This window comes from Parafrigoribacterium mesophilum, assembly GCF_039652555.1.
Classification (GTDB): Bacteria; Actinomycetota; Actinomycetes; order Actinomycetales; family Microbacteriaceae; genus Parafrigoribacterium; species Parafrigoribacterium mesophilum.
Map to the genome: position 1 here is coordinate 1,195,394 of NZ_JBDJAF010000001.1, position 18,924 is coordinate 1,214,317.

Annotated in this window: 19 protein-coding genes and 1 tRNA gene; 8 read left to right on the plus strand and 12 right to left on the minus strand. The window is 66.8% G+C overall.

Annotated elements, in window-relative coordinates; all coding sequences use genetic code 11:
- Positions 1–11 precede the first annotated feature (11 nt).
- Both ABFX56_RS05685 and ABFX56_RS05690 read left to right on the plus strand, forming a co-directional pair.
- On the plus strand, positions 12–560 hold the full coding sequence (locus ABFX56_RS05685) for a nitroreductase family protein (protein WP_346232294.1): 549 nt from the start codon (positions 12–14) through the stop codon (positions 558–560).
- 56 nt (positions 561–616) lie between these two features.
- Positions 617–690 (plus strand) — tRNA-Thr (locus ABFX56_RS05690).
- Between the two features lie 97 nt (positions 691–787).
- Here ABFX56_RS05690 and ABFX56_RS05695 read toward each other — a convergent pair.
- Positions 788–1,723: a DsbA family protein gene (locus ABFX56_RS05695; protein WP_346232295.1), complete on the minus strand. Its 936-nt coding sequence runs from the start codon at positions 1,721–1,723 to the stop codon at positions 788–790.
- A 252-nt stretch (positions 1,724–1,975) separates the two neighbouring features.
- On the opposite strand from ABFX56_RS05695, the gene ABFX56_RS05700 reads away from it, so the two are divergent.
- Together ABFX56_RS05700 and ABFX56_RS05705 are read left to right on the plus strand one after the other, a co-directional pair.
- Positions 1,976–3,079 (plus strand): ABC transporter ATP-binding protein, encoded by a 1,104-nt coding sequence (locus ABFX56_RS05700; RefSeq protein ID WP_346232296.1) that lies wholly within the window; start codon positions 1,976–1,978, stop codon positions 3,077–3,079.
- A gap of 78 nt (positions 3,080–3,157) precedes the next feature.
- On the plus strand, positions 3,158–4,447 hold the full coding sequence (locus tag ABFX56_RS05705) for a DUF4032 domain-containing protein (protein ID WP_346232297.1): 1,290 nt from the start codon (positions 3,158–3,160) through the stop codon (positions 4,445–4,447).
- 5 nt (positions 4,448–4,452) lie between these two features.
- Here ABFX56_RS05705 and ABFX56_RS05710 read toward each other — a convergent pair whose 3' ends face one another.
- Positions 4,453–4,932, minus strand: a complete 480-nt coding sequence (locus ABFX56_RS05710) for an Lrp/AsnC family transcriptional regulator (RefSeq protein ID WP_346232298.1) — start codon at positions 4,930–4,932, stop codon at positions 4,453–4,455.
- Between the two features lie 106 nt (positions 4,933–5,038).
- On the opposite strand from ABFX56_RS05710, the gene ABFX56_RS05715 reads away from it, so the two are divergent.
- The gene (locus tag ABFX56_RS05715) at positions 5,039–6,265 is read left to right on the plus strand and encodes a trans-sulfuration enzyme family protein (protein WP_346232299.1); all 1,227 of its coding nucleotides are present in this window, start codon (positions 5,039–5,041) and stop codon (positions 6,263–6,265) included.
- A gap of 24 nt (positions 6,266–6,289) precedes the next feature.
- Here ABFX56_RS05715 and ABFX56_RS05720 read toward each other — a convergent pair whose 3' ends face one another.
- The 3 genes from ABFX56_RS05720 to ABFX56_RS05730 all read right to left on the minus strand — a co-directional run bounded on the left by ABFX56_RS05720 (position 6,290) and on the right by ABFX56_RS05730 (position 7,844).
- Positions 6,290–6,784: an 8-oxo-dGTP diphosphatase gene (locus ABFX56_RS05720; protein ID WP_346232300.1), complete on the minus strand. Its 495-nt coding sequence runs from the start codon at positions 6,782–6,784 to the stop codon at positions 6,290–6,292.
- 61 nt (positions 6,785–6,845) lie between these two features.
- A complete protein-coding gene (locus tag ABFX56_RS05725; RefSeq protein ID WP_346232301.1) occupies positions 6,846–7,265 on the minus strand; it encodes a hypothetical protein in 420 nt (139 codons plus the stop codon).
- Between the two features lie 162 nt (positions 7,266–7,427).
- On the minus strand, positions 7,428–7,844 hold the full coding sequence (locus tag ABFX56_RS05730; protein WP_346232302.1) for a DUF1761 domain-containing protein: 417 nt from the start codon (positions 7,842–7,844) through the stop codon (positions 7,428–7,430).
- A 152-nt stretch (positions 7,845–7,996) separates the two neighbouring features.
- Here ABFX56_RS05730 and ABFX56_RS05735 point away from each other — a divergent pair, with 152 nt between their 5' ends.
- On the plus strand, positions 7,997–10,216 hold the full coding sequence (locus tag ABFX56_RS05735; protein ID WP_346232303.1) for a RecQ family ATP-dependent DNA helicase: 2,220 nt from the start codon (positions 7,997–7,999) through the stop codon (positions 10,214–10,216).
- A gap of 11 nt (positions 10,217–10,227) precedes the next feature.
- Here ABFX56_RS05735 and rlmB read toward each other — a convergent pair whose 3' ends face one another.
- The 3 genes from rlmB to ABFX56_RS05750 all read right to left on the minus strand — a co-directional run bounded on the left by rlmB (position 10,228) and on the right by ABFX56_RS05750 (position 13,303).
- On the minus strand, positions 10,228–11,298 hold the full coding sequence (gene rlmB / locus ABFX56_RS05740) for a 23S rRNA (guanosine(2251)-2'-O)-methyltransferase RlmB (protein ID WP_346232304.1): 1,071 nt from the start codon (positions 11,296–11,298) through the stop codon (positions 10,228–10,230).
- On the minus strand, positions 11,295–12,728 hold the full coding sequence (gene cysS / locus ABFX56_RS05745; protein ID WP_346232305.1) for a cysteine--tRNA ligase: 1,434 nt from the start codon (positions 12,726–12,728) through the stop codon (positions 11,295–11,297). Before cysS ends, rlmB begins: the two co-directional genes overlap by 4 nt.
- Positions 12,729–12,820: 92 nt before the next feature.
- A complete protein-coding gene (locus ABFX56_RS05750) occupies positions 12,821–13,303 on the minus strand; it encodes a CarD family transcriptional regulator (RefSeq protein WP_346232306.1) in 483 nt (160 codons plus the stop codon).
- A gap of 162 nt (positions 13,304–13,465) precedes the next feature.
- On the opposite strand from ABFX56_RS05750, the gene ABFX56_RS05755 reads away from it, so the two are divergent.
- Positions 13,466–13,960, plus strand: a complete 495-nt coding sequence (locus ABFX56_RS05755) for a hypothetical protein (protein ID WP_346232307.1) — start codon at positions 13,466–13,468, stop codon at positions 13,958–13,960.
- Here ABFX56_RS05755 and ABFX56_RS05760 read toward each other — a convergent pair.
- Both ABFX56_RS05760 and ABFX56_RS05765 read right to left on the minus strand, forming a co-directional pair.
- A complete protein-coding gene (locus ABFX56_RS05760; protein ID WP_346232308.1) occupies positions 13,957–14,652 on the minus strand; it encodes a response regulator in 696 nt (231 codons plus the stop codon). The genes ABFX56_RS05755 and ABFX56_RS05760 overlap by 4 nt on opposite strands.
- The gene (locus ABFX56_RS05765; protein ID WP_346232309.1) at positions 14,649–15,818 is read right to left on the minus strand and encodes a sensor histidine kinase; all 1,170 of its coding nucleotides are present in this window, start codon (positions 15,816–15,818) and stop codon (positions 14,649–14,651) included. Before ABFX56_RS05765 ends, ABFX56_RS05760 begins: the two co-directional genes overlap by 4 nt.
- A gap of 168 nt (positions 15,819–15,986) precedes the next feature.
- Here ABFX56_RS05765 and phoU point away from each other — a divergent pair, with 168 nt between their 5' ends.
- Entirely contained in the window at positions 15,987–16,640 is a 654-nt protein-coding gene (gene phoU, locus ABFX56_RS05770) for a phosphate signaling complex protein PhoU (protein ID WP_346232310.1), read from the plus strand.
- Positions 16,641–16,738: 98 nt separating this feature from the next.
- Here phoU and ABFX56_RS05775 read toward each other — a convergent pair whose 3' ends face one another.
- Entirely contained in the window at positions 16,739–17,092 is a 354-nt protein-coding gene (locus ABFX56_RS05775; RefSeq protein WP_346232311.1) for a DUF898 family protein, read from the minus strand.
- Between the two features lie 59 nt (positions 17,093–17,151).
- On the minus strand, positions 17,152–18,666 hold the full coding sequence (locus tag ABFX56_RS05780; RefSeq protein WP_346232312.1) for an aldehyde dehydrogenase (NADP(+)): 1,515 nt from the start codon (positions 18,664–18,666) through the stop codon (positions 17,152–17,154).
- Positions 18,667–18,924 lie beyond the last annotated feature (258 nt).

An 18,924-nucleotide genomic window follows, 5' to 3' on the forward strand; every position in this document is an offset into this window, starting at 1 on the left:
TGCTGGACGCGATGGCGCGCCGTCGTTCCTACCCGGCGGTGACCGCCGACGCGCCCAGCCATGAGCAACTGCTTCCGCTGCTGGCGGTGGCCGGGCGGGTGGCCGACCACGGGTCATTGAGACCGTGGCGTCTGCTGGAGGTGAGGGGCAACGCTCGGGACCGCCTCGGTGGGGCGTTGGCGCAGGCCTGGGCTGATGCCCACCAGGGCGCACCAGAGGACCGCGAACGCCACGCCGGCAGAATGGCAGTCAAACCGCTGCGAGCACCGCTTCTGATCGCGATCGTGGCGGTTCACCGGATCAGCCAGAAGGTGACCTTCTGGGAGCAGGACGCCGCCGCGGCTGGCGTTGCGCACCTGCTCAGTCTCGCCTTGGACGACGCCGGGTGGGGCGTCATGTGGCGCACAGGCTCGTTCACCGACTCACCGCAGGTCCGGGCCATGCACGGCCTGGACGAGACGGAACACCTGCTCGGTTGGCTCTACGTCGGCGGACGCCCGCCAGGCGCACTCCAGCACAAAAGTCCTCTTGACCCGGCCGACTTCCTGACGGTGTTATAGCCCAGGACGACGCGCGGCCAATGTCGGCCGCTCAAGTAATATGGGGTGTTCCATCCGCCCCCTTAGCTCAGTTGGCCAGAGCACCGCTCTTGTAAAGCGGGGGTCGTCGGTTCGAATCCGACAGGGGGCTCATCATGCTCAGCGGGGTCTCGAGGTTTCGACACTTCGACAAGCTCGGTGGAGTCCAGGCTCAACCACCGGTACGGCCACCGGGTGGGGCCGGGCTACTACGGGGTCGGTGACACCGACGGCGACGGCGACGGCGACGGCTCCTGGGTGTAGTTGTCGCCGGCCACCTTCAGCAAGAAGTTCGAGAACTCCTCCGGATTGAACGCACCGGACGCATCCGTCGTGTATTTGTAGTTCTGCCCGTTGACGAGCACGGTGGGAGTGCCCGCCACCTTCTCAATGTCGGAGTTCGGGATGGGCCCCGACAGCGCGCGGGCGGTAGATGCGGCCACCCAATTCTTGAACTTGGCATCGTTGATGCACTTGGCGATGGAACTCTGCCCCGTCACCTTCGCCTGCTTGGCAAGGTCGATGAGCTTCTGGTTGGTGAGTCCTTCTGTGGATTCCTCCGGCTGGTTCTTGAACAGGATCGCGCTGTAGTCGAACGCGCTGTCCGGGGAGTAGTTCGTCACGCAGGCCATCGCGTTCGCTGCCCTGGTGGAGTACTGGGTGCCCATCGAAGCCCGGTCCAGAATGGCGATGGGATGGATCTCGAGTGTGGCCACCCCCGATTCCACCAGTTTCTTGATCTGCGGCGCGTTGGCCGCTTCGAAGGCACCACAGATGGGGCAGAGGTAATCGATGTAGACCCGGATGTCGAACACGTCGCCGGAACTGTCGCTCGCAGTGGGGGCCGGCGACGCTCCCGCCTTCAGTGCCGGAGTGCGCACGGTGTCGAGGGCCTTGGTGATGACGACACCGTCACTGGCCATGTTCTGCGGCCCGGAGGCGGGGGGCCGCACGGTGGAGGTGATGACTATCACGACGACGGCGATGATGGCGAGTACTGCCACCGCGATCCCACCCTGGAGCAGGAACTTGTTGCGGCGGTCCTTCTTCTTTTGTGCTTCGCGCAGGGCCCTTGCTTTTTCCCGTGCCGCCTCACGACGCATGTTCTTGCTGGGCCGGCTGCCGCCGGGGCCACTGATGCTCATTGAACCTCACTCTTCTTGCTTAGTGGCCGGATGGCGACCCCGTAACTCGACAGCTTCGGATGCTAGACACCGAGACTGAGAACTTACGGGGCGCTTGCTGAAACAGCCTAGCGGGCTGATGTAGGAGGTACCTGCGCAGCAGTGCCATAATGGCCAGAAAGAGTGCAGCCGGTCCCCACCGGTTGCGGCCCTCTCGCATGTGCATTCACAACGGATCGTTCGGCACGTACCTGCCGGTGAAGGAGCAATAAATTGGCCACTGTAACTTTCGATGAGGCAACCCGTGTTTACCCGGGTTCGACGCTTCCCGCAGTCGACAAACTGGACCTGTCGGTGGCCCACGGCGAGTTCCTCGTCCTGGTCGGCCCGTCCGGCTCCGGCAAGTCCACCGCGCTGCGGATGCTCGCGGGCCTGGAAGAAGTGAACGAGGGAAACATCTTCATCGGCGAGCGCAATGTCACCGATGTTCCGCCGAAAGACCGCGACATCGCCATGGTGTTCCAGAACTACGCGCTGTACCCGCACATGACCGTTGCCGAGAACATGGGCTTCGCCCTGAAGATCGCCGGCGTGCACAAGGAGGAGCGCGCCAAGCGTGTCCTCGAAGCGGCCAAGTTGCTCGATCTCGAGGCATACCTCGGCCGCAAGCCCAAGGCACTCTCCGGCGGCCAGCGTCAGCGCGTCGCCATGGGCCGCGCGATCGTGCGTTCCCCCCAGGTGTTCCTCATGGACGAGCCGCTGTCGAACCTCGACGCCAAGCTGCGCGTGCAAACCCGCACCCAGATCGCGTCGCTGCAGCGCCGCCTGGGCGTCACGACCGTGTACGTCACCCACGACCAAACGGAGGCGTTGACCATGGGCGACCGGATCGCGGTGCTCAAGGACGGCGTGCTGCAGCAGGTTGGAACGCCGCGCGATCTCTACGAGCAGCCCGTGAACGTCTTCGTGGCCGGATTCATCGGCTCGCCGGCGATGAACCTGTTCGATGCGGACGTGGTCGACGGCGGCCTGAAGTTCGGCACCGCCGTTGCGCCGGTGGACCGGGAGACGCTGGGATCCGCCACGGCGAAGACGGTCACCATCGGCATCCGCCCGGAAGACGTGCAGGTGTCCTCCTCCGGCGAGGGCCTGCCGGTGGAGGTGGATGTCGTCGAGGAGCTCGGCGCCGACGGCTACCTGTACGGCCACACCGACATCAACGACCGCCGGGTCGACATCGTCGCGCGAGTCGACGGCCGGTCGCATCCGAACGCCGGCGACAAGGTCTTCATCTTGCCGGAGCCGCATCACGTGCACGTGTACGACACCGAATCGGGTCTCCGCCTCAGCAAGAAGGCTGTCATCGCGAGCAAGTAGCGAGTCTCAGAACGTCGAGCCCATCGTCCCTCACCGGATGGTGGGCTCGAGTTCTTCGCGCAGTTAGGCTGGTGGGCGATGAGCGGATCTCTGAACATCACCTCCGCGACGGTCGACCCCGCCCTTCTCGACCTGCCATGGAACCTTCCGCTGGACAGCTGGCCGGCCGAGACGATCGCGGCGCTGCCCAAGGGCATTTCCCGGCATCTGGTGCGGTTCGTCAGGCTGAGCGGCTACATCATCGCCGTCAAGGAGACCTCCGGGGAGCTGGCAAGGCGCGAGTACGACCTCCTGCGCACGTTGCAGAAGCTCGAGGTGCCGTGCGTGGACCCGGTCGCGGTGATCACGAACCGAACGGATGACGGCGGGCACAGGCTCGAGTCCGCTCTGGTGACCCGGCACCTCAAGTTCTCGCTGCCCTACCGGGCGCTGTACTCACAGAAGCTGCGACCGGACACCGCGACCAGGCTCATCGACGCGCTCGCGGTGCTGCTGGTGCGCCTGCACATCATCGGTTTCTTCTGGGGTGACGTCTCGTTGTCCAACACGCTGTTCCGACGGGACGCCGGCTCGTTCGCCGCGTACCTCGTCGATGCGGAGACGGGGCAGTTGCACAACAGTCTCTCGGCCGGTCAGCGGGAGCACGACCTGGAGATCGGCCGGATCAACATCGCCGGAGAACTGCTCGACCTCGCCGCCGGCGACCGCCTCGACGACGAGATCGACCCGGTGACGGTCAGCGAGGGGATCATCGCCGCCTACCGCAGCCTCTGGAGCGAACTGACCGGCCCAGAGTCCTTCGCGTCCACCGAACGGTGGCGCATCAACGAACGTGTCGAGCGGCTGAACAACCTCGGGTTCGACATCGAGGAATTGGCCATCACCACGGATGCGGCGGGCGCGAAGGTGCGCATCCAGCCGAAGGTCGTCGATGCCGGCCACCACCAGCGCCGACTGTTGAGGCTCACCGGGCTGGACACCGGCGAGAACCAAGCCCGGCGCCTGCTCAACGATCTGGACTCCTACGCTGCGGCCGCGCATCCGGGCAACGCCGACGAGGAGATGGTCGCCCACGAGTGGCTCGCCAAGGTGTTCGAGCCCGTGGTGAGGGCGATCCCCCGGGAGCTGAAGGGCCGGTTGGAGCCGGCTGAAGTGTTCCATCAGTTGCTTGAACACCGCTGGTACCTGTCCGAGAACGAGAACCGCGATATGCCGCTGGCCGAAGCGCTCACCTCGTACATCGACAACGTGCTGCGCCATCGCAGGGACGAGGCGACACTGCTGAACCCGCCCACCGGGGCGTTCACCATGCCGTCCCCCGTCATCGACGACACCGCGGACGAGAGTGACTGGCGCAGCAAGGTCTGAGGTGCTCAGCCGAGCAGGCGTTCCATCCCGCGACCTACTGCGTGGTCGAAGATGAGATTGGTCTCGGTGTGCGCCACGGCCGGATGCCCGGCCAGGTTCTCCAACACGAAGTCGCGCAGGTCGGCGGCGTTGCGCGCCGCGACGTGGAGCAAGAAGTCGTCCACGCCCGCCATCTGGAACAGCGCGAGAACGCCAGGCCATCCCGGTGCGGTGCGGCGGAACTTCTCGACCTCTTCCCGCATGATCGACACCAGGCGGATGGAGATCAGCGCCTGCAGCGTGATCCCGAGCGCCGCCACGTCGATGTCGGCGTGATAGCCGCGCAGATAGCCTGCGGCGTGCAGCCGGCGCATCCGCAGCGACACCGTGGATTCCGCAACGCCGATCCGCGACGCGAGCGCCGCCCCTGACACGCGCGCGTTGGCCGACAACGCCCGCAGGATGCCCTTGTCGATGTCGTCCAGTGAAGCGATCTTCGATTCCACTGTCTGCCGCCGCCTTCTTCTCGCAGATCCTAGCGTTACCAGCACGATTGTCTCATATTCTGCGAGTCAACTTGCATCTGACGCTAGATTCTGTTTCGGTCTAGGTATGCTGCCAACTGATTCCCGTCTCGAAACCCGCGCCGTCCACGCCGGAATGGAGGGGCTGAAGGAGTCAGGCCTTCACGTTCCGTCGATCGACCTGTCGACGACCAACCCGCTGCCCAGCGTCGAGCTGGGCGGCGACTCGTACGAACAACTCGCTGGCGGCGGCGACCTGTTGCCTGGCCAGTCGGCGGTGTACCAGCGGCTGTGGCAGCCCGGCGTCGCCCGATTCGAAGACGCACTGGCGGCGCTCGAGGGTGCCGACGGAGCGGTCGCGTACTCCACCGGCATGGCCGCGCTCACCGCATGCCTCCTCGCGTCGGTCACCGCCGGCAAACCGCACATCGTGGCGCTGCGGCCGATCTACGGCGGAACCGACCATGTGCTGGACAGTGGACTGCTCGGCACGACGGTGACCTGGACCGACGTCGACGGCGTAGCGGGGGCGATCCGTCCGGACACCGGCCTCGTGATCATCGAGTCCCCGGCCAACCCGACGCTCGAGCTGACGGACATCGCCCGCGTGGTGAAGGGAGCAGGATCCGTTCCGGTAATGGTGGACAACACCTTCGCCACCCCGATCCTGCAGCGGCCGATCGAGCTCGGTGCCACCCTCGTGCTGCACAGCGCCACCAAGTACCTCGGCGGACACGGCGACGTCATGGGCGGCGTCGTGGCGGGCAACCAGGACTGGGTCCGGCGGCTGCGTCACGTGCGCGCTCTGACCGGAGGCCTGCTGCACCCGTTCGCCGGCTACCTGCTGCACCGCGGACTGCGCACCCTGCCGGTGCGTGTGCGCGCCCAGCAGGCGACCGCCGGGGAACTGGCTAGGCGGATGCAGGGCCATCGGGCGCTGGCCAGGGTGCTCTACCCTGCACTGCCAGGATGCGACCCGGACGGGTTGCTGGGCACCCAGCTGGACGGGCCAGGGTCAATGATCGCCATCGAGCTGGCCGGCGGCTATGACGCCGCCGTCACCTTCATCCAGTCGTTGCGACTGGTGACCAACGCGGTGTCCCTCGGTGGTGTGGACACCCTTGCGCAGCATCCGGCGTCGCTGACTCATCGCCCTGTCGCCCCGGCGGCACGGCCGGGAGGTGGTGTCGTGCGCATGTCGATCGGCCTCGAGCATGTCGACGATTTGAGCGCGGACATCCTGGCCGCTCTGGAAGTGGTGGACTCTGCTGCCGAAATGCCGCGTGGTGCTGCGGGTGTGCTCGCCGCGCACTAGTCACGGCTGGCATCTCGCGAGAAGCTAATGGAACGCCATCGTCTCGACTGACTTGGCGTCGGCGGCGAAGGTGAACGTCGCACGGACAAAGGTGCCGGCCAGCGCACGGGGGAGCCAGTGCTTCGCGTCGTCCCACATGTCGGCCAATGGAAGCCGGTCGATCGGAAACCACTCTGGGGCGAGTTCGTTGGACTCGACCGGCTCGCCCGACCACTGGCGACAGAGGAACGCCCAGGATTTCTGGCTGAACTCGGGGCGATGCGGAAACGGGTAGGTGAGTTCTCCGATCGGCGTGAACGCGTCGGGGCGCACGGTGAGGCCGACCTCTTCCAGCGTCTCGCGCACGGCGGCATCCACCGGCGACTCGCCCGGCTCGAGCTTGCCGCCAGGGGCGACCATGGTGCCCAGCCCGAAACCCTTCTTCTTGCGACCCAGCAGCACCTCGGGGGAGCCGGAGCTGCCCCGGCTATCGGATGCCTCCCTCACGAAATAGCAGACGCACACCTCGGGAAGGACCATGCGGCAAGCGTAATTCACCCGAGGCCGGCGCGGTCAGAAGGCCCGGTCAGAAGGAGCGCGGTCAGAAGCGATAGTCGTCTTGGGCGATCCAGCGCACGCCGTGCCGGTGGCTGAGCAGGATGGCGCGCATCGTCACGCCGGCTTGCTCCAACTCGGTGTGGATGGCCAGCGCCCATTCCCGGTCGGCGCTGGTGAGCCCCGCGTCCGCGTACCGCTCGAGAACGACGATGACGGCCGAGGCACCCTCGACACCCATTGCCTCGCGCAGGTTCGCGGCGACGGTGCCGAGGAAGGCGTCTGGCCGGTTGGGCAGCTCACCCATCGGGATGACCAGCGGAAGCTGCACCTGCTGGTCGTCCACGAAGAGGAACCAGAGCTGATGCTGGATGGCCCGGCCGATGAGGTCCGCGACTCGCTCCTGCACGAGGGCATCGGTCGCCAGCGGTTGCAACCGGGTTTCTTCATAGTTGGGAGGTTTCATCCGGCCATTGTGCGGCGCGGCGGCGTGGTGGCCGGCGGGGAGCATCCATTCGGTGCGAAATCATCCATACCGTTCCCTGTGAAGGAGAGGATGGGCCGTAAAGGAGAGGATCGGCTGCGAAGAAGAGGACGCGGCGGGGAACGAGAAGGCGCGGCGGTGGCCTCAGCCGCCGATGCCGAACAGGCCGATGATGAGCGCCATCACGACGTAGGTGACCAGTTCGTGGGAGATGTTGAGCACCGTCAGCGCCGGCGGCCGGTTCTCGAACGCGTCGTGGGTGACGAAGCGAGCGGCGGTGAATCCGGCCCAGAGGATCACGGCAGTGACCAGGCTGTTGATCAGGAAGCTGCCGCCGTAGAACTCCTGCGCGATCGCCGCGGCCCCGGCGAGCACCCACGCGCTCAGAAAACTGACGACCACCGTGATGACGATCGCCCGCACGGCATTGGCGGGATTCTCCACCCGCGCGGCCTTCTGCCACCAGGTGCCGAAGACCTTCGGCGTGTACCAGATGGAGCCGACGACCATGGTGGACACCGTGGCGACCAGCACCGCCCAAACATTGATCTCGGGAATCACAGGAACCTCTCCGTCGAAGTTCTCGCAGCTTAGCGCCCACCATCCGGCGAGATGGGCACCGCCACTCCTCCACAGCCGATCGCCCTCCACGGCTGTCAGGAGAACTCGGGCGCGCACAGGATGGCGTGCCGGGCGGCTGGCAAGCTAGAGCCGTGCCCGAATCATCGCCTCTCACAAAGGCCGACACCGGCTCCCTGGCGATCGGCATCCTCCGCACCCTGGTCGGCCGCGACGATGCGCAATTCCACGACGGGCAATTCGAGGCGATCGAGGTGCTCGTCGACCAGCGCCGCCGCGCCCTGGTGGTGCAACGCACCGGATGGGGCAAGTCCGCCGTCTATTTCGTGGCCACCCTGCTGCTGCGCGGCAGAGGGGCCGGCCCCACGATCCTGGTGTCGCCGCTGCTCGCGCTGATGCGCGACCAGATCGCCGCGGCCGCCCGCGCCGGCGTACGGGCAGTGGCCATCAATTCGGCCAACCAGCACGAGTGGGACGACGTGCGCGCAAGGCTGGACGACGACACCGTCGATGTACTGTTGGTCTCCCCGGAGCGGCTCAACAACCCGACCTTCCGGGACCAGCAGCTGCCCGACCTGATCGCCAGGGCCGGGATGCTCGTTGTCGACGAGGCGCATTGCATCTCCGACTGGGGCCACGACTTCCGCCCGGACTACCGCCGCCTTCGTGAACTGATCGGCCGGCTGCCAGCCGGTATCCCGGTGCTGGCCACCACCGCAACGGCGAACAGCCGGGTGGTGACGGATGTCGCCGAGCAACTAGCCGGTACCGCACCAATTGTTCCCGTTTCGGGCAATAGTGCCCGGCGCAACGGGAACATTCAGCCGGAACGGCAACTCGTGACGGCGGGTACCGGCGGCAACGGCGTCGTCACCATCCGCGGGCCGCTGGCGCGGGCTTCGTTGCGCCTCGGAGTGCTCCGGCTGCCGGATGCCCGCAGCCGGCTCGGCTGGCTGCTGGAACACCTCGGGGAGCTGCCGGGCAGCGGCATCATTTATACCCTCACCGTGGCCGCAGCACAGGACACCGCGCGGCTGCTGCGGGAGGCCGGCCACAACGTGCGCGCCTACACGGGCCAGACCGACACCGCCGAGCGCCAAGAATCCGAGAACCTGCTCAAGGACAACCGGGTGAAGGCGCTCGTGGCCACCAGTGCTCTGGGCATGGGTTTCGACAAACCGGATCTGGGCTTCGTGCTGCACCTGGGCGCCCCGTCCTCCCCGGTCGCCTACTATCAGCAGGTCGGACGGGCCGGTCGCGCCACCGCGAACGCCGACGTGCTGCTGCTGCCCGGCGAGGAAGACGAGGCGATCTGGAAGTACTTCGCCACCGCGTCCATGCCCGACCAAGTGCGCGCCGAGGCGGTCATCGCGGCGCTGGCCGATGCATCCGGGCCGCTGTCGACTCCCGCGCTGGAGGCGCGGGTAAACCTCAAGCGCACACCGCTGGAGCTCCTGCTCAAGGTGCTTGACGTCGACGGCGCGGTGCATCGGGTTCGCGGCGGCTGGGTCGGCACCGGCAAGGCCTGGAGCTACGACGCCGAACGCTATGCTCGCATCACCACGGCGCGCACCGCCGAACAGCGCAACATGCTCGAATACGAGCGGACCAGCGGATGCCGGATGGAATACCTGCAGCGCGCCCTCGATGACGACACGGCGGTGCCCTGCGGGCGGTGCGACAACTGCTCGGGGGCGTGGTATCCGACCAGCGTGGCAACGGATGCCGCGGCATCGGCCGCCTCGGGCCTAGACCGCGTCGGCACGGTGCTCGACCCGCGCGCACTGTGGCCCCAGGGTGCCGACCGGCTCGGCGTGCCGGTGCGCGGGAAGATCACCGCCGAGGAACGGATGCTGGAGGGCCGCGCCCTAGCCAGGCTCACCGACCTCGGCTGGGGCAACACCCTCCGCGAGTTGTTCGCACCGTCCGCGACGGATGCGCCGGCATCGGCAGCCGTGCTGGCCGCGTGCATCCGCGTGCTCGCGGAGTGGAAGTGGGACGAGCGGCCCGCTGCCGTGGTCTCGGTGCCGTCCCGGCGGCATCCGCTGCTGGTGGACTCCATCGCCCGCGGGCTGGCCGAGGCCGGCCGGCTGCCGTACCTGGGAGCGCTCAGCCTCGCCGGCGGCGGGCGGGCCGGCACACCGGGCGGCAACAGCGCCTACCGGTTGGCGAGTGTGTGGTCGGCGTTCGTGGTCGACTCGAATCTCACCGACCTGCTCGCGGCCACCAACGGCCCCGTGCTGCTGGTGGACGACCTGGCGGATAGCCGGTGGACGCTCACCGTCGCCGCGCGGCTATTGCGTGGCGCCGGTGCTGCTGCGGTGCTCCCGTTTGCGCTGGCTCTGCGCGGGTAGCCGCGGCACGACTACTTCGCGGCGCGCTGCTTCGCGATCTCGTAGAGTGCGACCGACACGGCAATGCCGGCGTTGAGTGACTCGGTCGAGGCGCTGATCGGAATGGAGACCACCGCATCACAGGTCTCGGTGACCAGACGGGACAGGCCCTTGCCCTCGCTGCCGACGACAACCACCAGCGGTTCCTTCGACCAGGTCAGGCCGGGCAGCGGCACGTCGCCGCCGCCATCCAGGCCGAGCACGAAAAGCCCACGCTCCTTGAGGTCTTTGAGTCCCCTGGTGAGGTTGCCGGCCATGGCCACCGGGGTGCGCGCCGCGGCTCCGGCCGAGGTCTTCCAGGCCGCCGCGGTCATCCCCACGGAGCGCCGCTGCGGCAGGATGACCCCCTGTCCGCCGAACGCGGCCACGGAGCGGATGATGGCGCCCAGGTTGCGGGGGTCGGTCACGCCGTCCAGCGCGACGAACAGGGGTACCTGGCCGCGCGAGACCACCTTGTCGAGCAGTTCCAACGGGTGCGAGTACTCGTACGGCGGCACCTTGAGCGCCAGACCCTGGTGCACGGAATCGAATCCGGCCATCCGGTCAAGCTCCGGGCGCATCACCTCCAGGATCGGCAGGCCGCGTTTGGTGGCCAGCGACATGACCTCTTTGACCCTGTCGTCGTATTCGATCCTGGTCGCAACATACAGCGCGGTGGCCGGGATGCGCGCCCGTAGCGCCTCGAGCACGGAGTTGCGGCCGGTGACGACCTCGGATTCATCGCCGCTCCTCGGCCGGCGGCCGCCCTGCTGGCGCGCCGCCGGACGTTGGTCGCGCCCCGACGCACGTTGATCCCGTCCGTAACCGCGGTCCGTCCGTTCCCCGCTGCGACCGTCGCCGCTGCGTTTGCTGCCGCCGGCGGCCTCATAGCGTTCTTTGGCCGCCTTGCGTTTGCCGGCCGGGTGGTACGGCCGATCCTCGGCCTTCGGCGTGGGTCCGTGACCTTCGAGGGCCTGGCGTCCCTGGCCGCCGGAGCCGACCTGGGGGCCCTTGCGGGTCTTGCGCACCGCGCCGGCGCGCGGCTTGTTGCCCGGGTTCTTCATGACTCAAGACTCCAATGCGACCCCGTCGGGGTGTCCTCGATCTGCACGCCGGCGGCGGCCAACTCGGCGCGGATCCGGTCGGCGGCGGCGAAGTCGCGACTCTCGCGCGCCGTGTCCCGATCCTGGATGAGTGATTCGACCAGCGCCGTGAGTGCAAGGCTAGCCGGTTCCGCGGATGCGCCGTGCCACGAGGGGTCGAGCGGGTTGATGCCCAGAACATCCGTCATGGCGAACACCTGGCCGCGCAGCGTCGCGGCGGCGCCGAGATCCTCGGCATCCAGGGCGGCGTTGCCGGCACGGATGTGCTCGTGCAGCACGGCGAGCGCCTGCGGCACGGCGAGGTCGTCGTCCATCGCCTCGGCGAACTCGTCGGGAACGACCATCACCCCGCTCCCGGCGAATCGGGTGTCAGCCAACCGCCGATCGGCACGGGTGAGGAACACTTCGATCCGCTCGAGGGCCGCCTCGGCCTCGACGAGGGCACCGTCGTGGTAGTCGATGGTGGAACGGTAGTGCGCCGCGCCGAGGTAGTAGCGAACCACGAGGGGCCGCGCCTGGTCGAGGAACTCCGAGGCGAAGATCGAATTGCCGAGCGACTTGCTCATCTTCTGCCCCGACACGGTGACGAGCCCGTTGTGCACCCAATACCGTGCGAACGGGTCACCGGCCGCGTTCGACTGCGCCAGTTCGTTCTCGTGGTGCGGGAACCGCAGATCCAGTCCTCCGCCGTGGATGTCGAAGCTGGGCCCGAGATATCTGGCGGACATCGCCGAGCACTCGATGTGCCAGCCGGGCCGGCCGGCGCCCCATGGTGACGGCCAACTGGCCGACGCCGGTTCGCCTGCCTTGTGGCCTTTCCACAGCGCAAAGTCGCGCGGATCGCGCTTGCCCCGCATGTCGGCATCCGTCGCCTGCGACATGTCGTCCAGGCTCTGCCTGGTCAGTTCCCCGTAGGCCGGCCACGTCTGGGTGTCGAAGTACACGTCGCCGGAGTCGTCCTCGGCTGGATAGGCGTGACCCTGCTCGATCAGCCGGGCGATAAGCGCCTGCATTTCGCTGATGCTGGCCGTCGCGCGTGGCTCGTAGGTGGGGGCCAGGATGCCAAGCGCCTGGTATCCGGCGGTGAACTCCAACTCGTAGCGGTAGGCCAGCGCCCACCATTCCTCGGGGTGTGCCGAGTCGGCGAGTTTGCCGGCTGACGCGAGGATCTTGTCGTCAATGTCGGTGACGTTGCGCACCAGGGTGACCCGGTAACCGCGGTAGGCGAGCCAGCGCCGCCACTGGTCGTACACCAGCGCGGACCGGAGATGGCCGATGTGCGGGGACGACTGCACGGTAGGGCCGCAGACGTAGATCCCGATCTCTCCTTCGACAAGGGGAGTGAGGTCAGTCAGCGTCTGGGACTTGGAGTCGAAGAGGCGCACGGTCACGAGGTCAAGCTTAACTACCCCAAGGACGGCTCAGTCACAGAAGGCGACCCGACCCCATCACCGGCTGACCCGGAGCGCCATGCGCGAGCTGACTAGGAGGCCAGCACCTCGTCGAGCACGGTGGAGGCTTGGGTCTCGTCGGTCTTCTCGGCGAGCGCCAACTCCGAGATGAGAATCTGACGGGCCTTGGCCAGCATCCGCTTCTCTCCCGCGGAAAGTCCACGATCCTGATCCCGGCGCCACAGATCGCGGACCACCTCGGAAACCTTGATCACATCACCCGACGCCAACTTCTCCAGGTTGGCCTTGTACCGACGGGACCAATTGGTCGGTTCCTCGGTGAACGGTGCGCGAAGCACTTCAAAGACCTTGTCCAGGCCGTCTTGGCCGATGACGTCGCGAACGCCGACCAGGTCCACGTTTTCGGCCGGCACCTCAATGGTCAAATCGCCTTGCGTGACCCGCAGTTTGAGGTAAAGCTTTTCTTCGCCTTTCACCATTCTGGTCTTGACTTCAGAAATTGTGGCCGCGCCATGGTGAGGATAGACGACGGTTTCCCCGACTTCGAAAAGCATGGATAGGACTCCTATCGTTACCTTTAGTTTACCACAGCGCCTTTTTCACGCGGCCGGGCCCACTTCGGTCGCGGAGCACGGAACCGGTAGGCTACAGTCGCAGCAACTTTGAGCCGGATGCTCGGCTGCGAAGCGAATTCGGTCTTTGTTCTGGAGGATTTTGTGAGAGCACGCGGCGCCGCAATCGCGCTTCTGGCGGCAGTAGTGCTGGTGGGCACATCGGCGTGCACGTATATGACCCCGCAGGGCACCGTGAAGATCAGCGATGTCTCCGAGGGCATCAATGCCACGGTCGGCGCGATCGAGGTCCGCAATGCGGTGCTGCTCAGCGAAGACGGCGAAAGCGGAAGTCTTCTGGTCAACCTGGTGAACACCAGCGACAACGGAATCAGCGTCAAGCTGCAGTACGAGGACGCGAGCAGTACCAAGGTCAACAAGAGCGTGTTCGTCAACCCCGGGCAGGTCACGAGCCTTGGCGGCACGGATGCGAAGCAACTTGTCCTCCAGAACCTGGACACGGCACCCGGCCAGTTGTTCCCGGTGTTCGTGCAGTACGACGACGTGACCGGCGTGCAACTTCAGGTGCCCGTGCTGAACGAATCCTTCGACTTCTACAAGGGTCTGCTGCCCAGCCCGTCGACCAGCAGCAAGCCCTAACCGGCCGCCGGCTCGGGCTCGAATCGGTAGCCTAGGCCACGTATGGTCACCAGCATGACTGGATGTTTCGGTGACCGCTCGATGCGAGACCGAATCCGCTTCACGTGCACGTCCAGGGTCTTCGTGTCGCCGAAGTAATCCGGTCCCCACACCCGGTCGATCAGCTGCCCGCGGGTGAGCACCCGTCCAGAGTTGCGCATCAGCACCTCGAGCAGTTCGAACTCCTTGAGCGGTATCGCCGTTTCCGCTCCCCGCACGGTGAGCGTGTGTCGCTCCAGGTCCAGGCGCACATCGCCGGACTCCAGCACGGCGTCGTCGACGTCCTCCGTGTCGGTGCGGCGCCTGAGCACTGCCCGGATTCGTGCCAGCAGTTCGCGCGTCTTGTACGGCTTGGTCACGTAGTCGTCGGCGCCCAGTTCCAAGCCGACCACGATGTCGACCTCGCTGTCCTTGGCGGTGAGCATGATGATCGGTACCTGCGACTGCTGCCGGATGGTGCGGCACACCTCGATGCCGGAAACCCGGGGAAGCATGAGGTCGAGCAGGATGATGTCCGCGCCGTGACGCTGGAATCGGGCGATGGCCTCTTCCCCGTCGGCGGCGACGTGGGTCTGGTAGCCCTCCCGGGAGAGTAGGAACGCCAGCGGTTCGCTCAGCGAGCGTTCGTCTTCGACGATGAGAACGCGTGTCATGCCCGTTTGCCCAGCGTCGCGTCGCCGAGCGACACCGCGACAGAGGGCGACGCCTCCGGCAGCCGGATGGTGAACGTGGATCCGCTGTGCGGCTGCGACCACACCCGCACGTCACCACCGTGGTTCTGCACGACGTGCTTGACGATGCTCAGGCCAAGGCCCGATCCTCCGGTGTGCCGGGAGCGGGCGGGATCGATCCGATAGAACCGTTCGAAGACCCGCTCCAGGTCCTCATCCGGAATGCCGATCCCCTGGTCGGTGACGGCGATCTCGACGATGCCGTCGCCCTGACTGACGCCGATCCCCACGCGGGAACCCTTCGGTGAGTAGACGACGGCGTTGGAGATCAGGTTGTGCACGGCCACGATGAGCAGCGCCTCGTCGCCGTACACCTCGGCGCCCGCGTCACCGCCGCTCACGATCGTGATGTGTCGGGCCTCGGCGGCAACCCGATTCTGGTCGATGGCCACCGCGACGACGTGGTCGATGTCGACGACATCCGGTTTGGCCAGTGCGTCAGCGGCCTGCAGCCGGGACAATTCGATGATCTCCTGGGTGATCCTGGCCAACCGCTCCGACTCTTTGGTGAGCCGTTTGGCGAAGCGCCGCACCTGGTCCGGTTCGTTCGACGCGGCCTTGAGCGCCTCAGCGAGCAGGCCCACCGCACCGATCGGGGTTTTCAGTTCGTGGCTGATGTTCTCCACGAAGTCCCGCCGCACGGCATCCAGTCGGTACGACTCGGTGCGGTCTTCGGCCAGCAGCAGCACATAGCGCGCGCCCAGCCGGGCGACCCGCACGAACAGGAAGATGTTGGCGTCGCCGAATGGACCCCGCGCCAGTTCGAGTTCCTCGGTGATCGGCTCGCCGTCGCGGCGCACCCGGTCCACGAGCGCCACCAGCTCGGGATGCACCAGCGTCTGCCCCAGCACCAGGCCGAAGGCCAGGGCGCCGGGTGAGGCCTTCACGACGTTGTTCGACGGGTCGAGTACAACGCCGGCCGATTCCAGGGCCTCGACCACCTGGTCGACCCCGTCCGGAACCGCCGGGTTCACCACGTGCACCGCACGCTCGCCGCGCCGTGCGGCGAAGTGAAGAATGCTGACCAGGCCGGCGCCCACGAGAACGCCGAAGGCCAACGACACGGGCACCAACCAAGCGGAGTCCATAGCCACTAGATTAGTTACATCTCGCGGCTCCGCCTGCTGCTCGGCGCCCGGATCGGCTGCGGTTTGGAGTTTGTTCAGACCGCGAACACCCAATGTTCATCTGGAACGACGAACATGGTCGGGAACGCACCGGCACGCATCGTGTCGGCGGCGGAAAGGGACTAAACGATGCGCGAAGTTTTCCAGCAGGAGTTACGCGAAGTGCAGCAGCGCCTCGTCGAGATCTCCACGCTCGTGGCGACCTCCATTGAAAATGCGACCAGGGCCTTCAACGAGTCCAATGTGTCTTTGGCCGAGACTGTCATCGCCGATGACGACAAGATCGACGAGCTCACCGTCAGCCTCGACGAACTGGCCATCAACATCCTGGCGCGTCAACAGCCGGTGGCGCGCGACTTGCGGATCGTGGTGAGCGCGCTGCGCATCAGCGCATCGCTCGAGCGGATGGGCGATATGAGCGAGCACATCGCGCAGCTGGCCAGGTACCGTTTCCCCGAAAAGGTCGTGCCGAAGACCCTTCGCGGCACCTTCGCCGAAATGGGCAAACTCGACGTCGAGGTGGCGCGCAAGCTCACGGAGCTTCTCAAGACCGAAGATGTGCGGTTGGCGGAGGAGATCCGCAGCGACGACGACAAGATCGACGACCTGCACCTGAGCGTGTTCGACAAGGTGCTCGGCGAAACCTGGAAGGGCGGCGCGGAAGACACAGTGGACGCGACGCTCGCCTCCCGCTACCACGAGCGGTTCGCCGACCATGCCGTTTCGATCGCCAAGAAAGTGCACTACCTGGCAACCGGTGACTGGCAGGTTCCGAGCACCTGAGTCGCGACCGCAGTCGAGGTGATTCGGGCGACACGCCGTTTTTCGCGCCGCGACACGCCGAGGAACTGCAGGATGTCCTCGGTTATGTGCGGCTGTCGCTAGACGGTCGCCGGCATGAACATGTTCAGCGGTGGCGTGCGGTCGGCGAATTCGGTGTTCTCGGTGATCCACTTCTGCATGCGCGGCTGAACCCAGAACGCATAGATGCCGACGGTGATCACGGTGAGCAGGAGCCATTTGATCCAGTGCCCGAACAGCCCGACGGCTGAACCGGTGAAGACGAGGCGCTGCCCGTCGATCGCGGTGTGTTTGCACCGCCACCGTTGCATGAGCACGAGCGCGAACGGGTAGCAGATGCCCAGCGTGCATACGGTCACGATAAACCCGAGAATCGCCGTGCCGACGTAGGTTCCGGCTCCGCCGTCGAACGTGAATCGGGTCTGTTTGGCCATACCTCAGGTTTATCGCCGGCCTGGGCCTGCGATAAGTCCCAGACCGGGGGTAGAACCCGTTAGCGCGCTGCTGCGCCCCAGTTTTGTGACTGCCCTGCAGGGTTGCGATGTTGGGGCACGTTCCACGGGTTGTCGTCGCGCAGCGGCTCAGGCAGCAGCTCCTGCGGGGCACCCTGGTAGGCGACCGGGCGCAGGAACCGGCTGATCGCGGCGGTCCCGACCGAGGTGCCGGAGTCGTTCGTGGTCGCCGGCCACGGGCCGCCGTGCTGCATGGCCGGAGTCACCGCGACGCCGGTCGGCCAGCCGCCAAACAGCACCCGGCCGGCGTGCTGCGCAATCCACGGCACCAGCGCCCGCAGGGTCGGCGTCTGCTCCCCGGATGCCGCGTGCACGGTGCCGGTGAGGTTGCCCTGGAACAGGTCGTCGGCCACCTTGGCGAGGTCGGCATCCGTGTCGTATTCGACGAGGATCGACAGCGGCCCGAACGCCTCGTCCAGCAGCGTGTCCCGGTGCTGCTGGAGGGTCGCCACCGGCACGCTGACGATCGTCGGCGTCGCCCAGCCCTGACCGTCGTCGTCGATCCGCAGCGAGCCCTCCGCGATGACCGTGACGCCGGGCGTGGCGAGGATAGCGTCCCGGCGCACCTGGTAGCCGGCGGCGATGCCCGGGTTCAGCAGCCGGTGCTCGTCGACCACGGTGACCAGTTGGGCGACCCGGGCTGCCAGCGGATGCACGGTGTCGGAGCTCACGGCCGGCACGAACAGGAAGCCCGGCTTGGTGCACAGTTGCCCGGCGGATCCGGCGACGCTGGTGACATACCCGTCGGCGATCCCGTCCGTGTTCTGGGCCAGCGCGGCCGGAGTGACGAAGGTAGGGTTCACACTGCCCAACTCGCCGTAGAACGGGATCGGGGTGGGCCGGGCGGCGGCGATGTCGGCCAGCAACCGGCCGGCGCGGATCGACCCGGTGAAGCTGCCCGCAGCAATCCGACGGTCCTTCAGCATCGCGACCCCGGCCTGCTGCCCGGCAATCAACTGGAACGTGCCATCCGGAGCACCCGCAGCGGTCAACGCCGCGATCACGATGGCGGCCGTCTGCTCGGAGAGCTTCGGATGCCCGGAGTGCGCCTTGAGGACCACCGGGCAGCCGGCGGCCAGCGCCGACGCGGTGTCCCCGCCGGCGACGGAGAAGGCGAACGGGAAGTTGCTGGCTGCGAAATTGAGCACAGGCCCGATCGGGATCCGGTAACGGCGAACATCCGGACGCACCCCGAGGGCGAACTGCGGGTCGGCGTCGTCGATGCGCACATCGAGATACCCGCCGTCGAGCACGACATCGGCGAACAACCGCAACTGCACGGCCGTGCGCTTCAACTCACCACGCAGCCGGGCCTCGGCCAAACCGGTTTCCGCCATCGCGGTGGCCACCAGATCGTCGGCGGAAACCTCCAACGCGTCCGCGACCGCCACCAGGGCCGCGGCACGGCCCTTCGGCGCGGTCGCCGCCCACAACGGCGCCGCCACCGCAGCACGCGCCGCGATCGACTCGAGTTCAACCGCTGTAGTGTCAGTCATGGATGCTCCTTCGGTGGTTCAAGTATTACCGGGAATGCCCTTCGAGACGGTCGCAGAGCGACCTCCTCAGGGAACGCACACAACGCCCCTTCGAGACGGTCGCAGAGCGACCTCCTCAGGGAACGCACACAACGCCCCTTCGAGACGGTCGCAGAGCGACCTCCTCAGGGAACGCACGCCGGTCCCTGAGGAGCGAGCCGCCAGGCGAGCGTCTCGAAGGCCGGTCCCTGAGGAGCGAGCCGCCAGGCGAGCGTCTCG

Bases quoted from the DNA above. Each gene is read 5' to 3' on its own strand.
- ABFX56_RS05760 (WP_346232308.1), bottom strand. From the start codon at position 14,652: ATGACACGCGTTCTCATCGTCGAAGACGAACGCTCGCTGAGCGAACCG.
- ABFX56_RS05705 (WP_346232297.1), top strand. From the start codon at position 3,158: ATGAGCGGATCTCTGAACATCACCTCCGCGACGGTCGACCCCGCCCTT.
- ABFX56_RS05695 (WP_346232295.1), bottom strand. From the start codon at position 1,723: ATGAGCATCAGTGGCCCCGGCGGCAGCCGGCCCAGCAAGAACATGCGT.
- rlmB (WP_346232304.1), bottom strand. From the start codon at position 11,298: ATGAAGAACCCGGGCAACAAGCCGCGCGCCGGCGCGGTGCGCAAGACC.
- ABFX56_RS05685 (WP_346232294.1), top strand. From the start codon at position 12: ATGGCGCGCCGTCGTTCCTACCCGGCGGTGACCGCCGACGCGCCCAGC.
- ABFX56_RS05765 (WP_346232309.1), bottom strand. From the start codon at position 15,818: ATGGACTCCGCTTGGTTGGTGCCCGTGTCGTTGGCCTTCGGCGTTCTC.
- ABFX56_RS05780 (WP_346232312.1), bottom strand. From the start codon at position 18,666: ATGACTGACACTACAGCGGTTGAACTCGAGTCGATCGCGGCGCGTGCT.
- ABFX56_RS05715 (WP_346232299.1), top strand. From the start codon at position 5,039: ATGCTGCCAACTGATTCCCGTCTCGAAACCCGCGCCGTCCACGCCGGA.
- phoU (WP_346232310.1), top strand. From the start codon at position 15,987: ATGCGCGAAGTTTTCCAGCAGGAGTTACGCGAAGTGCAGCAGCGCCTC.
- ABFX56_RS05750 (WP_346232306.1), bottom strand. From the start codon at position 13,303: ATGCTTTTCGAAGTCGGGGAAACCGTCGTCTATCCTCACCATGGCGCG.
- ABFX56_RS05775 (WP_346232311.1), bottom strand. From the start codon at position 17,092: ATGGCCAAACAGACCCGATTCACGTTCGACGGCGGAGCCGGAACCTAC.
- ABFX56_RS05725 (WP_346232301.1), bottom strand. From the start codon at position 7,265: ATGAAACCTCCCAACTATGAAGAAACCCGGTTGCAACCGCTGGCGACC.
- ABFX56_RS05720 (WP_346232300.1), bottom strand. From the start codon at position 6,784: ATGGTCCTTCCCGAGGTGTGCGTCTGCTATTTCGTGAGGGAGGCATCC.